Origin of the sequence: Candidatus Thiodiazotropha sp. CDECU1 (assembly GCF_963455295.1) — a bacterium.
Classification (GTDB): Bacteria; Pseudomonadota; Gammaproteobacteria; order Chromatiales; family Chromatiaceae; genus Thiodiazotropha.
Window position 1 is genome coordinate 792,944 of record NZ_OY734020.1, and the last position, 14,501, is coordinate 807,444.

14 protein-coding genes are annotated in these 14,501 nt (G+C 54.5%); 10 read left to right on the forward strand and 4 right to left on the reverse strand.

The genetic code is table 11. The features are described from left to right. Positions 1–107: 107 nt before the first annotated feature. From R2K28_RS03640 to R2K28_RS03650, 3 genes are all read left to right on the forward strand, one after another. Positions 108–1,376, forward strand: a complete 1,269-nt coding sequence (locus tag R2K28_RS03640; RefSeq protein WP_316368041.1) for an NAD(P)/FAD-dependent oxidoreductase — start codon at positions 108–110, stop codon at positions 1,374–1,376. A 319-nt stretch (positions 1,377–1,695) separates the two neighbouring features. Further along, complete coding sequence (ispG, locus tag R2K28_RS03645; protein ID WP_316369679.1) at positions 1,696–2,856, forward strand: flavodoxin-dependent (E)-4-hydroxy-3-methylbut-2-enyl-diphosphate synthase; 1,161 nt, start codon at positions 1,696–1,698, stop codon at positions 2,854–2,856. Between the two features lie 110 nt (positions 2,857–2,966). After that, positions 2,967–3,458: a GlcG/HbpS family heme-binding protein gene (locus R2K28_RS03650; RefSeq protein ID WP_316368042.1), complete on the forward strand. Its 492-nt coding sequence runs from the start codon at positions 2,967–2,969 to the stop codon at positions 3,456–3,458. A gap of 87 nt (positions 3,459–3,545) precedes the next feature. Here R2K28_RS03650 and R2K28_RS03655 read toward each other — a convergent pair whose 3' ends face one another. Both R2K28_RS03655 and R2K28_RS03660 read right to left on the reverse strand, forming a co-directional pair. After that, entirely contained in the window at positions 3,546–3,992 is a 447-nt protein-coding gene (locus R2K28_RS03655; protein ID WP_316369680.1) for a DUF6858 family protein, read from the reverse strand. 97 nt (positions 3,993–4,089) lie between these two features. Beyond that, positions 4,090–4,797 (reverse strand): Crp/Fnr family transcriptional regulator, encoded by a 708-nt coding sequence (locus R2K28_RS03660; protein ID WP_316368044.1) that lies wholly within the window; start codon positions 4,795–4,797, stop codon positions 4,090–4,092. A gap of 346 nt (positions 4,798–5,143) precedes the next feature. On the opposite strand from R2K28_RS03660, the gene R2K28_RS03665 reads away from it, so the two are divergent. Next, positions 5,144–6,136, forward strand: coding sequence for a response regulator (locus R2K28_RS03665; protein WP_316368046.1), 993 nt, complete (start codon positions 5,144–5,146; stop codon positions 6,134–6,136). 19 nt (positions 6,137–6,155) lie between these two features. On the opposite strand, the gene R2K28_RS03670 is transcribed toward R2K28_RS03665, so the two are convergent. Continuing rightward, complete coding sequence (locus R2K28_RS03670; protein WP_316368047.1) at positions 6,156–7,505, reverse strand: TrpB-like pyridoxal phosphate-dependent enzyme; 1,350 nt, start codon at positions 7,503–7,505, stop codon at positions 6,156–6,158. A 322-nt stretch (positions 7,506–7,827) separates the two neighbouring features. Here R2K28_RS03670 and R2K28_RS03675 point away from each other — a divergent pair, with 322 nt between their 5' ends. The 5 genes from R2K28_RS03675 (at position 7,828) to R2K28_RS03695 (ending at position 11,720) form a co-directional block, all read left to right on the forward strand. After that, entirely contained in the window at positions 7,828–9,729 is a 1,902-nt protein-coding gene (locus R2K28_RS03675; protein WP_316368048.1) for an ATP-binding cassette domain-containing protein, read from the forward strand. Next, positions 9,686–10,162 carry a hypothetical protein gene (locus tag R2K28_RS03680; protein ID WP_316368049.1) on the forward strand — a complete coding sequence of 159 codons (477 nt, stop codon included), beginning with the start codon at positions 9,686–9,688 and terminating at the stop codon, positions 10,160–10,162. Before R2K28_RS03675 ends, R2K28_RS03680 begins: the two co-directional genes overlap by 44 nt. A gap of 165 nt (positions 10,163–10,327) precedes the next feature. Continuing rightward, on the forward strand, positions 10,328–10,954 hold the full coding sequence (locus tag R2K28_RS03685; RefSeq protein ID WP_316368050.1) for a class I SAM-dependent methyltransferase: 627 nt from the start codon (positions 10,328–10,330) through the stop codon (positions 10,952–10,954). Between the two features lie 2 nt (positions 10,955–10,956). Continuing rightward, positions 10,957–11,127, forward strand: a complete 171-nt coding sequence (locus tag R2K28_RS03690; RefSeq protein WP_316368052.1) for a hypothetical protein — start codon at positions 10,957–10,959, stop codon at positions 11,125–11,127. A gap of 329 nt (positions 11,128–11,456) precedes the next feature. Continuing rightward, a complete protein-coding gene (locus R2K28_RS03695; protein ID WP_316368053.1) occupies positions 11,457–11,720 on the forward strand; it encodes a hypothetical protein in 264 nt (87 codons plus the stop codon). A gap of 5 nt (positions 11,721–11,725) precedes the next feature. Here R2K28_RS03695 and R2K28_RS03700 read toward each other — a convergent pair whose 3' ends face one another. After that, on the reverse strand, positions 11,726–13,669 hold the full coding sequence (locus R2K28_RS03700; protein ID WP_316368054.1) for a Clp1/GlmU family protein: 1,944 nt from the start codon (positions 13,667–13,669) through the stop codon (positions 11,726–11,728). A gap of 164 nt (positions 13,670–13,833) precedes the next feature. Between R2K28_RS03700 and R2K28_RS03705 the strand changes: the two genes are divergently transcribed. Next, complete coding sequence (locus R2K28_RS03705; protein ID WP_316368055.1) at positions 13,834–14,436, forward strand: glutathione S-transferase family protein; 603 nt, start codon at positions 13,834–13,836, stop codon at positions 14,434–14,436. The last annotated feature ends 65 nt before the right edge of the window (positions 14,437–14,501 follow it).

The window sequence follows — 14,501 nt, forward strand, 5'->3', positions numbered from 1 at the left end:
ATTTCAGTGGGTTGGGTATAGACTTAGCCCTCTTAAAAGGCGGTTCTGCTTCCTCTCTTGGCTCGACCGCAACTTAATAATTTCGGAGAGGATGGAGGTAATGTTAGATGGCGCATATCGTCATTATGGGTGCTGGCACAGGAGGAATGCCTTGTGCCTATGAATTACGCATGGAGCTGGGGCGCGAACACGAGGTCACCATGATCAACGAACGGGAGTACTTCCAGTTCGTTCCATCCAACCCCTGGCTGGCGGTTGGTTGGCGGGATCGATCCCACATCACCTTCGATATACGCCCCCACCTGGAGCGCAAGGGCATCAACTTTATCGCCAAACGGGTCGATAAAATTGATCCTGAGGCGAATCAAGTGACCCTTGATGGGGGCGATACCGTCAACTACGACTACCTCGTTATCGCAACCGGCCCCAGGCTGGCTTTCGAGGAGGTGGAGGGTTCCGGCCCAGAGGGTTTCACTGAATCCATCTGCACAGTGGATCATGCAGAAAAGGCCTATGGTGCCTACCAGGCACTGCTGGACAATCCCGGCCAAGTGATAATTGGCGCAATGCCCTTCGCCAGCTGTTTCGGTCCCGCCTATGAATTCGCATTCATCATGGATTCGGATATGCGCAAGCGTAAGATGCGGGACAGGGTGCCGATGACCTTTGTTACATCCGAACCCTATATCGGGCACCTGGGCCTGGGGGGTGTAGGGGATTCAAAAGGGTTTCTCGAGAGCGAATTTCGCAACCACCATATCAACTGGATCACCAACGCCAAAGTGATCAAGATTGAGCAGGGCAAGATGTTCGTTGAAGAGTATGACGATTCAGGGCATAAATTAAAGGAGCACGAACTGGATTTCACTTTTTCAATGATGCTGCCTGCATTCAAGGGCGTCGATGCGGTAGCCGAGGTGGAAGGGTTGTGTAACCCACGCGGCTTTGTATTTGTGGACGATCACCAGCGAAATCCGAAGTATCCGAATATATTCGGTGCCGGTGTGTGTATCGCCATCCCCCCTGTAGAGGCGACTGCGGTGCCGACAGGGGCGCCTAAAACAGGTTATATGATCGAATCGATGGTCACGGCTATCGTGCACAACATCGCAGACGAACTGGCGGGTAAAGAGGGGACCACCCTTGCCACATGGAATGCGGTCTGTCTCGCAGACATGGGTGATACCGGTGCTGCCTTTGTTGCACTGCCGCAGATTCCGCCCCGTAACGTGGCCTGGTTCAAGAAGGGCAAGTGGGTGCACATGGCCAAAATCGCCTTCGAAAAGTATTTCATCCGCAAGATGAAGAAGGGGACTTCAGAACCGATCTATGAGAAATATATCCTCAAGATGCTGGGTATAGGCAAACTGAAATAGGTCTATGTGAAAGCTGACCCAGAAAGCCCGGTCCAAGACCGGGCTTTTTTGTCAGGGCCTGTTTGGCGGCATCTGACTGAACTGCCGGGCTGTGCATTTTTCACATAGCCAATAAGCCGTGCTCAACATCTATACAGGTCGCTGCTAACCGTTGTCATATTGGGGTTATGCGGGGGGATGTCTCAGGCATCATGGACTAGTGGATCGGTTAATATGAGGTGCGCAGTTTTGATATGCTGCGTACTCGGCAGCAAGATGCGAGGCAAAAAAAGTGCAAATCAACAGACGCGTTACCCGCGGTGTGCAGGTGGGTAACGTGATGATAGGCTCCGCCAAACCGGTGGTGGTGCAATCGATGACCAATACCGATACGGCGGACATCGATGCCAGTGTCGAGCAGATCAAGGCGTTGGCCCAGGCGGGTTCGGAACTGGTACGCCTGACAGTCAACAATGAGGCTTCGGCCAGGGCGGTTCCGGTGATTCGTGAGCGCCTGGAGCAGCAGGGCATAGGGGTGCCGCTGATCGGTGATTTCCACTTCAACGGTCATCGCCTGCTCAAGGATCATCCAGCATGCGCTGAGGCATTGGCCAAATACCGTATCAATCCAGGTAATGTGGGCAGTGGCGAGAAACGCGACAGCCAGTTCGCCAGTATGATCGAAACCGCCTGTCAGCACGGCAAACCGGTGCGCATCGGTGTCAACTGGGGCAGTCTGGACAAGGGCTTGGTGGCGCGCCTGATGGACGAGAACACCCGTGCGGAACAGCCCCTCGACAGTGTCGAGATGGTCCACAAAGTGATGGTGGTCTCGGCCCTGGAGAGCGCTCAACGTGCCGAGGAGGTGGGGCTTGCGGCGGATCGGATCGTGCTCTCGTGTAAAATGAGCGGTGTTCAGGACTTGATTGCAGTCTACCGAACATTGGCATCTGAGTGTGACTATGCACTCCACCTGGGCCTGACCGAGGCGGGCATGGGTTCCAAGGGTATAGTCGCCTCGACTGCCGCCCTTGCAGTGCTGCTGCAGGAGGGCATTGGCGACACTATTCGGATATCACTGACACCCGAACCCGGTGGGGCCAGAACCCAGGAGGTGATTGTCGCCCAGGAGCTGCTGCAATCGATGGGTATCAGGGCATTCACACCAATGGTAGTCGCCTGTCCGGGATGCGGTCGCACAACCAGCTCCTATTTCCAGCAGCTTGCCAAGGATGTGCAGAACCATCTACGTAGGATGATGCCTGAATGGCGTAAGGGGCATCCGGGGGTAGAGGCAATGTCCGTGGCCGTGATGGGGTGTGTGGTGAATGGGCCTGGTGAAAGTAAACAGGCCAATATCGGCATCAGCCTGCCGGGAACCGGCGAGTCGCCGTCGGCGCCTGTATTCGTGGATGGTGAAAAGGTGGTGACACTGAAAGGCGACGATATCGCCGGACAGTTCATGCAGTTGGTGGATAACTATGTCAAACGCCACTACTGACCGAGGGGCATAGCTACTTAATAGTTGCCAGAGGACAAATCAGCGGCTATTGCTAAACTCGAGATTCATGGGATAGGATCGATAACAAAATAATCATAGCGGAGGATAAAATGAAGCAACTGACAATAGCCATAAGCCTGTTTTTCAGCATCTCCATGGGTGCGATGGCGGATGAGGCAGCACCCAGTGTAAGTGTCAAGCGCCTTACCCTGGAGTCGGCAAACAGAATCGCCTTGGGTGCCATAGAGGCATGCCGTAAAAAGGGTATTCAGATCGGCGTCACCGTGGTCGACCGTGACGGTATAGTGCAGGCTGTCATGCGCGACACTATCGCTGCCCAGATCACGGTGCCGATAAGCCGCATGAAGGCCTTCACGGCAGCTAATTTCAATGCGGCCACATCCGCATTGAAGAGCCGCGCCGATAGCCCCATTGGCCGGATTGACGGTTTGGTCATGTCTGCCGGTGGATTGCCTGTTCAAGCAGGGGGGCAACTGCTTGGGGCTGTCGGAGTCAGTGGTGCGCCGTCGGGAGAGACTGATGAAGAGTGTGCACAGACTGGTATAGACAGCATCATCGACGATCTGGAGATGGAGATGTAACCGCCTCTCTCCAAGATAACTAATTGCAAGGCTTGGGGCTTAGGGCCTGTTAACAGGCCCTAGCTCAATGGTGGGTGTCAGCGGTTCTCAAGAGTGCAACTGTGCATCTTTCTGATGACCTGGATAGTTAGAGAGTTGTGAATGCTGGCGCTCATCCCGCAGCAGGGATCTGGTCCACTGCTCCATGAGTGCATTCGCAACCGGCATTGGGGCTTCCATGAAAGAGATTGTGATACCCTGGTCTGTTTGGCAGACGCCGAGTGAACGGGGCCGTGTCGCCAGCTGTTCTGCATCCTGCAGACTGAAGCCAAAACAGAAGACCACATTGTAGGCGGCGATAATATCATCAGCGATGATGCCCTCCGGCAATTCGCTGGTATGTTTCAGGTGATCGAATGTGGCAATGTACTGCGCCGCCTTATGTGCCTTCACCTGCTCAATAAGATAGGCGACAATCTCTTCGATTGTATCGTATATGCATTCCGAAAATTCCATCTCAATGCTGAAGATCGGAATTGCGATCTCCTTGACCACCTGTTTCAAAATGCCTCTCCCCTGCTCGATGAATTAGGTTGCCGTCTAAATCAGGAAGGAGGATAGGCGAGTGCCGGGCGGTTGGCATTGAAAATGGTCAATCTTCGGCGATTCGCTGCAGATTCGGGATATCCAGGAGAAATTGATTGACGCTAGTTTCGATCAGCAGGCTCTGGCGTTTGAATTCGGCGATTGTGCGGCTTGCGGTCTCGGTGGTGATACCCAGCATGGCACCCATGTCCTCCCGGGCAAACAGGCTGCATTCACTCATCTGAGTATCCTTTACCAGGCGTAACAGCAGACGGGCCACGCGCTGTTTGGCGGAACCTGTGGAGAGTTCGGTCAACCAGGCGTCGGCCTCCTTCAGGGCGCGCTGCCAGCGATTGAGCAGCTCCTTATGCAGGGCTGGATTTTCCTTGCTGAGGCTTTCCACCACCCGAACCGGTAGGGCGCAGACCTCTGTTTCCTGAAGCACAACCGCGTCATGCTGATAAGTTTCACCGACGATACACTCCAGGCCGGTAATGTCGGTGGAACGGATCAGGCGGACGATGCGCTGGCTGCCATCCGGCAGGTACTGGACAAGCTTCAGGATGCCTGAACGTACCGTATACATACGCTCGCCCCTGTCGCCTGTGTGGTAGAGGGTTGAGCCTACCGGGAGCGTGTACTGATCGATAGGATCGTGTAGCTTCTCAAAATCCTTCTCTTCTAGATTGGCAAACAGGACAGACTCACGCAGGGAGCACTTCAAACAGTCAGCCACACCATCCCTGGCTTCCTTGAAAGAGACATTTTTTACCATTGCAGTGTGTGTCCAATCCGGATGAACCATTATCCCCCATCCAATCGTTGATTAACAGGGTAGTTCAGTCAACAATACCAGATCGGGTGGGGTGAGGATAGCTGTTCACGGCAGGTGGCTGTTTGCCAGCCAAACAGTAAATCCAGGGTATTGATTATACCCGGTAATCTATCGCTGTTTATCTGGTCCGGGCGTACTCCAGGATTCCTATAGTGCTGGGGTTGTGCGTGCATTTATGACAAGATATGGATTCCAGCCACGCTGTTTCTCATTACACTTGTGACCAATACAGTTTGAACTTGAAATTCTTGCAATAAAAACGGGAGTTTGTACATGGAGGAGGGCGATGACAGACGAACAGGAAATGGCTTCAGCACAGCATATTCTGGTGGTCGACGACCAACCGGAAAACCTGACAAGTCTTGAACAGATACTGCGTTATGACTATCAGGTCTCATTGGCGGCCGACGGCCAGACCTGTCTTGAGCGGATAGCACAGCATCCACCGGATCTTATTCTGCTGGATGTGGATATGCCATTGATGGATGGACTCACTGTATGTCGCAAGGTGAAGGCTGATCCTGCCACATCCATGATCCCTATTATCTTTGTCTCTGCCCTGTCCCGTCTCAGCGAACGCCTCGCCGGATATCGTGCCGGCGCTGATGATTATGTCGCCAAACCCTATAATGTGGATGAGCTGCTGGCAAAGATTCGTATTGCCCTGAATAACCGTCACGATCTTGAATCCGCTCGGGAGCGGGCCATATTGGCCCAGGAAGAGATGGAAGTCTCCCTGGCAGCCTGTACCGAGCTGAATCTGCTTGCCGAGTTTATTGATAACAGCCTCGATTGCGATGATTTGCGCACCCTGGGCGAGCGTTTGCTGGATGCATTTGATCGCTTCGGATTAAGGGTGATTGTAAGGCTGGTTGAGAGTGGGCACTACTTTTCTCATGCGGGTGAGGTTGGCGTGCTGGACCAGGAGATGATGGAGAGCCTCTACGAAAACGACAAAATTGTCGATTTTGGCCACCGTACCCTATTCAATGCCAAGGCCATCTCCGTGTTGGTGCGCAATATGCCTGTGCATGACGATACTCGCTACCAGCGTTGGCGGGACAATCTCAAACTGCTGGTGGAGGTTGTCAACAGTCGTATCGAGAATGTACAGCGAAAGAGCAACAAGCAGTTGGAACGGGAAAGCCTGCAGCCCCTGATTACCGGTATTCATCAGTTGATAGAGAAGCTGCAGCATTCCGGAGATGACCTGAACTGGGATCAGGCATGCCACGATCTGAATCGATTGCGTATGGCCTGGGAATCACAACAGGTATGACGGCCCAGAGAGAGTCGGCTTACCCCACTTGCGGTAGATGCTTGAGTGATTCCTGAATCGCCTCATCCGGGTAGTCGTAGTCTTCCAATTCCCCTTTGAAGTAGCGGTCATACGAACTCATATCAAAATGTCCATGCCCTGACAGGTTGAAGAGCAGGGTTTTCGCTTCACCTGATTCCGTGCAACGTCTTGCCTCCCGGACCACTGCGGCAATCGCATGGCAAGACTCGGGTGCGGGTATGATGCCTTGGGTTTTTGCGAACAGTTCACCGGCTTGAAAGGTCTCCAGCTGGGGTATGGCCAGGGCGCTTAAAAGACCCTCAGAGTAGAGTTGACTGACGAGTGCCGAATCGCCGTGATAACGCAGCCCGCCGGCATGTATGCCCGGGGGCATGAAGTCGTGGCCAAGGGTGTACATCTTGGTCAGTGGCGTGAGGCCCTCCGTATCACCGAAATCATAGGCGTAAATACCTTTGGTCAGGGTCGGACAGGAGGTGGGTTCCACCGCAACCAGATCGATCTCCTTGCCTGCAGCCTTGTCGGCAAAGAACGGGAAGGCGATGCCGCCGAAGTTGGATCCGCCGCCGCAGGGGGCGTAGATTGCATCGGGATAATCCCCCACCAGCTCGAGCTGTTTTTTCGCTTCCTCACCGATAATGGTCTGGTGCAGCAGTACATGATTGAGTACCGAACCCAGGGCATAGTTGGTGTCCGGTCTGCCGGCAGCTTCTTCTACCGCTTCGGAGATGGCGATACCCAGGGAACCGGGTGAGTCGGGGTCCTGTTCCAGGATATGGCGTCCCGACTGGGTCATGTCGGTGGGGCTTGGGAAGACCTCCGCGCCCCATGTTTGCATCATTGAGCGGCGATAGGGCTTCTGCTGATAACTGACATTCACCATATAGACCCGTACTTCCAGGTCGAAGAGCTGTCCGGCGAGGGCCAGGGAGCAACCCCATTGTCCCGCCCCTGTTTCGGTGGCGAGTCGTTTGATCCCCTGTAGCTTGTTGTAATAGGCCTGGGCAACCGCGGTATTCGGCTTGTGTGAACCCGCCGGGCTCACCGCTTCATTCTTGAAATAGATCTTGGCAGGGGTCTTGAGCGCCATCTCCAGGCGTTCCGCGCGATACAGGGGTGATGGCCGCCACAGACGAAGTACCTCGCGTACCTCTTCCGGTATCGGGATCCAGCGTTCTGCACTCACCTCCTGCTCGATAATGGCATCTGGAAAAATAGTGCTGAGGGCATCGGGAGTCACAGGGGAGCCATCGGGAGCAAGGATCGGTGCCGGTGGATTGGGCATGTCGGCCACGATGTTATACCAATGGGTTGGCATATCTGCCTCTTTCAGCAGAATCTTCGTCTTCATAGGTCAGTGTCTCCCGTTGCTTGGACCGCATCGTGAAAATGATTTGATCGCCGGTCCATGATCCAGCTGTTGCTGGATCGGTATGGCTCATCTAGGTACCCTGTCATCAATTTAGCGATCGCGATGAGCGTTCCGATAGAAAAACATGGTGGTGATCAGCTAGGGCCTGTTGGATTAGTGTTAACAGGCCCTAACAAGAGGTTTTAACATCTAGGGCCTGTTAACATCAATCCAATTGCCTCTGTATAGATTTATCAAATAGCAACCGAGACGCGAGAATAGAAGATTGGTGATTTCAAATGAATGACGAGCGTCAACTTCCATGCCATTGATAACCCTGCGCAAGCTACAGCTCAGTTATGGTGACCTACCGTTACTGGATGGCATCGACCTGAACATCGAGAAGGGGGAGAGGATTGCATTGCTCGGCCGCAACGGGGCCGGGAAGTCGACCTTGATGAGGGTGATTCTAGGTAGTGTCGCTGCGGATGACGGGGAGCGCCAGGTGAGTGATGGAACAAGGATTGCGCACCTGATTCAGGAGGTCCCGGATGCTATCCAAGGCAGTGTCTTCGATGTGGTAGCGGATGGGGTTGGTCATCTGTCGGACAAGCTCAAGACATACCACAAGATCAGTCATCAGCTCGCGCTAAGTGGTGATGAGCGGTTATTACAATCACTGTCCCAGGCACAGCACGAGCTTGAAGTCGCTGACGGCTGGCAACTGGAACAGCGGGTGGAAACGATCATATCCAAGATCGGTCTCGATGTGGATGCGGAGTTCAGCGCCCTATCGGGTGGCATGAAGCGTCGTGTCCTGCTGGCACAGGCCCTGGTGACGGAACCGGAGTTGCTGCTGCTTGATGAACCCACCAATCACCTGGATATAGCTGCCATAAAATGGATGGAGGAGTTTCTGCTCGGTTATCCCGGTGCGATTCTCCTGGTTACCCACGACCGGGCATTCCTGCGGCGAGTGGCGACCCGTATTCTGGAACTGGACCGGGGCAGGTTGACTGACTGGCCAGGTGATTATGCAAACTACCTGCGGCGAAAGCAGGAGATGCTCAACGCGGAAGCACAGGCCAATCAACGTTTTGACAAAAAGCTTGCCGAGGAAGAGATATGGATCCGCAAGGGTATCAAGGCGCGCAGGACCCGGAATGAGGGTCGGGTGCGTGCCCTCAAGGCGTTGCGGGCAGAGCGCGGCAAGCGAAGGGATCAGACTGGAAAAGTAGCGATGCAGCTCGATGCGGGAGAGCGCTCAGGCAAGCTGGTGGCGGAGGTTGAGAGGATCAGCTATGCGTGGGAGAGGCAATCCATAGTAGAGGATTTTTCCACCACCATCCTACGCGGTGACAGGGTTGGCATCATTGGTCCCAATGGCTCAGGCAAGACCACCTTGTTGAATCTGCTGCTGGGGCATCTGCAACCCGACTCGGGCAGGGTCAAGCTCGGTACCCAGCTGCAGGTGGCCTATTTCGATCAGCTCCGCAGTCAGCTCAATGAGGAGAGCTCGGTACAGGACAATGTGGGGGGTGGCAGCGACAAGGTGGAGGTGGGCGGGAAGAACAAACATATCATCGGCTACCTGCAGGACTTCCTGTTCACCCCGGAAAGAGCGAGGAGCCCGGTGAAGGCGCTCTCCGGTGGTGAACGCAATCGGCTGTTGCTGGCAAAACTGTTCACCAAGCCGGCCAATATCCTGGTGCTCGACGAGCCCACCAACGATCTTGATGTGGAGACACTGGAGCTGCTTGAGGAGCTGCTTGCCGACTACCCGGGCACCCTGCTGCTGGTGAGTCACGATCGGGAATTTCTCGACAATGCGGTGACCAGTTGCCTGGTGCTTGAGGGTGATGGCAGGGTGGCGGAATTTGTCGGTGGCTACAGCGACTGGGAGGCCTATGCCCGAGCCGGACAATCAACAGGGTCGAGGGCGAAGGACAAACCGGCGGTCAAGTCTGCTCCCCAGAGGCCGAAAAAGAAGAGTGAGAAGCTGAGTTACAAGGACCAGCGGGAACTGGATGCGCTGCCGCAGAGGATCGAGGCGCTTGAGCTGCAGCTGGATGATTTACAGACCCGGTTGGCTGACCCGGACCTCTATCGCACTCAGGGAGATCGGGTTGGAGAACTACAGCTACAGATGTCCGAGGTGCAACAGGAACTGGATCAGGCCTATGAGCGTTGGGAAATACTGGAATCGATGCAGACCGGGGTTTGAGCGGGGCGCCAGGCTGCTGCTCCTGCTTGCCGTGATGACGCTGCTATGGAGTGGTGAAGCCGCGGCAGGCGCCAGTTGCGTCATCGCCAAGCGTCTCGGCGACTCCCTCGCCATCGAATGGGTGGCCTCTGCGAATGAGAGCGTCGAATCCGCCATCTACAAGGCAAAACAGAAGCTGCTCGAACAAGGTTACCGAAAGAAGGGCCAGGACGTACACGCTCAGGCGAGTAGTGGCATGCGTCACGCCCATATGGTGATCGTCAAGACCAGCTACACCACACTCACCGGACGCTCCCGCACCAGCTATGGTTGCGGCTACAGTCCTCGCTCTGCCGCCGAAGCGGAGCAGGCGGCCGTGTATGATCTGCGAAACTACTCCTGGGGGTGGAAGCTGGAGATGGGATACAAAGTGATGGAGTCGTTTCGATATTGATTGTTCTCAAGGCACGGATCGGTCAATCCCACACAATAGCCTAATATTGCATTAGGGTTGTTTCTCCTGTCACGGGTTTGTTCGCAACAGTGAGTTACAGCGTGACATCCTCTATTTCGCGTTAAAAGACAGGCTTGACAGCTTTCATGGGGGGGTATCGTTAGCGTGGTTGATAAAAAAGCGCACTGGCAGAATCTCTACCGGGAAAAAGCGCCAACAGATGTGAGTTGGCATCAGTCCGAGCCGAAACTTTCACTGCAGCTTATTCATCGTAGCGGGATTGAACGGGAAGAGGCGCTAATCGATGTCGGCGGTGGCGCATCTCTGCTTGTGGACTACCTCTGCAGAGAGGGGTTTAGCAATCTGGCGGTGTTGGATATCTCCGGGCATGCGCTTGCTTTTGCCAAACAGAGATTGGGTGGCTTGGCTGAAGGTATTGAGTGGTATGAGGCTGATATCACTGAATTCATTCCGCCGCACACTTTTTCTCTATGGCATGATCGCGCTGTTTTTCATTTTTTAACGGATAAATCGGATCGAGTGAGATATATCAAGGCGTTGAATCTGTCGCTGCGCCCCGGTGGCCATCTCATTATTGCGGCATTTGCGATCGGTGGTCCCGAGAAGTGCAGTGGTTTGGATATCGTGCAATATGACGCATTGAAAATAGCGGCTGAACTGGGTGAAGGGTATGAGTTAGTGGCACACAGAGACGAGTTGCACATCACACCTACCAGCAGTGAACAACAGTTTTCCTACTACCATTTTGTTAGAGCTGAAAGCAGGGAATGAGTGTGATTATCTACCTCTTGCTGGCACTCAACATCGCCAGCATATTCATATGTCACCAGATAGCCAAGTCACGCGGAGCCAATCCAGTATTGTGGGCGATTCTGGGTGCGGCGTTCGGGCCTTTCGCCATTCCCTTTGCACTCATGCTTAAACCTGAATCCGCTGAGAAGTGAAAAAGACTGGTAATTACCCCCCACATTCAAGCTGGTTCTGGTAGTTTCGTGTACTGGATTTTAACCAGGCCAAAGAGTAGATAGCTAAGGATCAGCTTGACATTGCCGACAATATTACCTTAATGGGAATGTGGTGATGTAATAGCGATTTAAGCTATCATTGGACGGGCTTTCCGCATCCAAAATTTTTTTAACAAGATCGTATGACGAGTTCAATAGATTCTGCAACGGGGTACATAGTTTCGGTTTCACCGAACGGTCAATACATCATCGTAGACGTTAAAAAACCCATGACCAATGAATTGGGGTGTCGGAGTGGGAGAGATGCTGTGAAATTGGGGGAGCGAAACAATATTAAATACTATTTGTTCGATCTCCGGGGTGCGCCGAATATCGAATCCGTAATTTACAACTATGAATTCGCCTATCGGGAGATGGCGGATATTAGCTTCCCGAAAGATACCAAATCGGTAATATTGACGGATCCTGGTGACAGGTCTCACGATTTCATGGAGACTGTTTTTTTAAATGCCGGTTACAACGTTCGTTTATTTACCGATCTAGATACTGCACACTCCTGGTTGACCGGCTAACGATACTACCTCGATCCTGTCGGACTACTCGGTATAACCAAGTGGGAACAGTCCGCCGCGATTTCGTCATACACCTGCCATGGCGCATCCTCGTATCTGCGTGAGAAATGGAAAGGGATCAGGTGGCTTACACAGGCCCGAGTGGCGATTTCGGCGCAGGCAGTGGTAGTCAGATGGCCGGTGCGTTGCGCCTGAGAGGCATCCTTTTGCATGAATGGCGATTCGCAGAACAGAGTATGTGCGCCATTGGCAAGCGCAACGAGTCGATCGCGGTTGCCGGTTGTGTCTGCCAGGTCGGTTGCATAGACGATTTTACTGCCGGGCGTGATCAGCGTGAGCTCCTCGGCCAGCCGCCTAACTGTTTCACACTGTCCGTCCGGCAGGGAGAGGTGGCTGTCCATCTGTCGTGTTAAAATCCGCTGTTTCAACTCGGTAAGCCAGGGACCGGCTTCCAGGCCACGCGCATGCAGCCGTTCCTTGCGAATGTTGATCTGCAGCACCGGCTCGAAGGCATAGGCGATAACGGGGATGCCGTGATCGAGGGCGACGGCACGTACGCGAAACGCATCTTCATCCAGCACAATTCCCTCCTCGACCGGCATCATGCCACGCGCTTTGAGGCCCGGTTTACCCGCCTGTAACAAAAAGCGTCTTAGGTGATTAGCATGCAGTTCCGAAACCTCGAACCTGGGTCCCCGATCCCCGATGCGGTCCCAATGGATGCCGTTGATAAGGTGTTCAATCTGTTCAGCCAGCCCCGGTGGTCCGTAGAGCCGACAGTTCTCCCTTTCTCCGATGCGTGAACGCAGCAGCCAGAGAAAGCCGCAGATGTGGTCCATATGGGAGTGACTGATGAAAACGTCGCTGACCTGGTGCGCCACCCGCCCCGGTAGCCGTGCGCCGTCGCCGAGATCGAACAGCAGGCTGCGGCGCTGATGAGCCAGACGGAGATGGAGTTGGGGATCGCCGAAGACACCGTTCATCAACACTGCAGAGGCGCTGCCGGTCTGTACCATGGGACGAAATCCACCCTCCTGTAGCTGCGGGTAATCCGGTACCAGATCGGAAGGGGGCAGGTAGCGCACCACGCTCTCGGCAAAGCGTTTGCTGGTTACCAGCAGGCCGGATGCATCGCGGACGGCATCGCGTACCAGCATCTGCGACGACAGCCTCTGCTCCGCTGGCAGCCGCAGCTGTAGGGAATTCCCCTCCATGCCGATGATCTCGCCCATACTGATACTGGTACCCTCAATCAAAAAGGCGACCTGTTTTCCTGTCCAGGCTTCAGGCGCCTTGCGGGGTGGTGTGCCGAGCCTGTTGACACGAGCCAATGCGACCTCGCGCACCGTTGCGTTGGCCAGATAGCTATCCCATAAGCGGGTTCGCTCACGGTCGCGGCTGTTTTTGCCCGGCCGCCTGGCCAAAGGTGAGGCGTCTATCCTGACGACATCGGCCCCCAGTGCCTCCAGCTCCTGCTGGAGGGGCAGGGCCTGCCCCTCGCGAACCAATACCACAACCAGGTCTACGCCTGCTGCTGCGACAATCGATGTCAGTAGCTCTGACCCAGCAACGCCCCGTACCACCCCGGGTGGATCAATCAGCAGGGTGCTCTGACCGGGTTGCCTCGCCAACCTGCCGACCGCCTCAATCAGCGGTAGTCGGAAACGGGCAGCATCAAGGCTGCAGAGGGCTTGATAGGTCTCCAACTTCCATTCACCCTGCTGCCACACGCCAAGGTTGACAGCGCCGGGGGGGCCGAATGCCGGCATTCCCGGGTCGGCTGCTAGACAATGGACCTCCCTGCCGACCTTGCTCAGTCGATCCGCCAGGGATGCCGCCAGTGTGGTTTTGCCGATGCCTGGTGGTCCGAACAACATCAGTCGCCTCTCCCCGGCTGACAGCAGCTTGGCCAGGGCTTCGTGATGTTCGGTGTGGATCCGTTGATTCATCGTTGTAGCCAGAGTTTGATCAAGTAGCTAGCACTGCGCCTTGCACCTTGGATCTGGTGTTTAGAGGTTATGTGGTTCGATTGAGAACCTCTATATTTATACGTTAATCCTTCTCTCTTGTTTGTACTATAACTTCGTGGCTAATCAATAACAGGTTCTCGACCATGGCTATTCTGAAACTCTACAACTACCCCAGATCAGGTAACTGTTACAAGGTACGCTTGTTTCTCTCCATGCTTGGCCTCGAATATGAGCGCATCGATATCGATCTGATAAAGGGTGAGTCGTTGACTGATGAGTTCAAGCAGATCAATCCCCGCGGACAGGTGCCGGTACTGATGGATGGTGATCTGATCATCTGGGATTCGATGGCTATATTGATCTATCTGGCCAGGCGATACGCTGCTTCCAGCTGGCTGCCGACCGATCCGCCGGCAGAGGCCCAGGTTATGCAATGGCTGGCGGTATCGGAGAACGAACTGCTCTACGGTCTAGCACGCGCCCGTGCCACACTGGTGTTGGGCCGACCTTTTGATCTGGAAATGTGTCAGCAGGATGGACGCGCCGGTCTGTCGGTGATGGAACTGCAGCTGTCGCGTGGAGATTGGTTGACGGGTGCTGAAGTCAGCATTGCGGATATCGCCTGTTATCCCTATGTGTCATTGGCGGCAGAGGGTGAGGTCTCCGTGCAGCCCTATCCAGCCGTATGCAGTTGGCTTGAGCGGATTGAGGCGTTGCCGGACTGGTTGCCAATGCTGGCAGATTGAAATTCTGCGGCAGGAAAGGCATCGATTTCCATTAGCCCAGATAGTCCACCCCCAAAGGATTATGA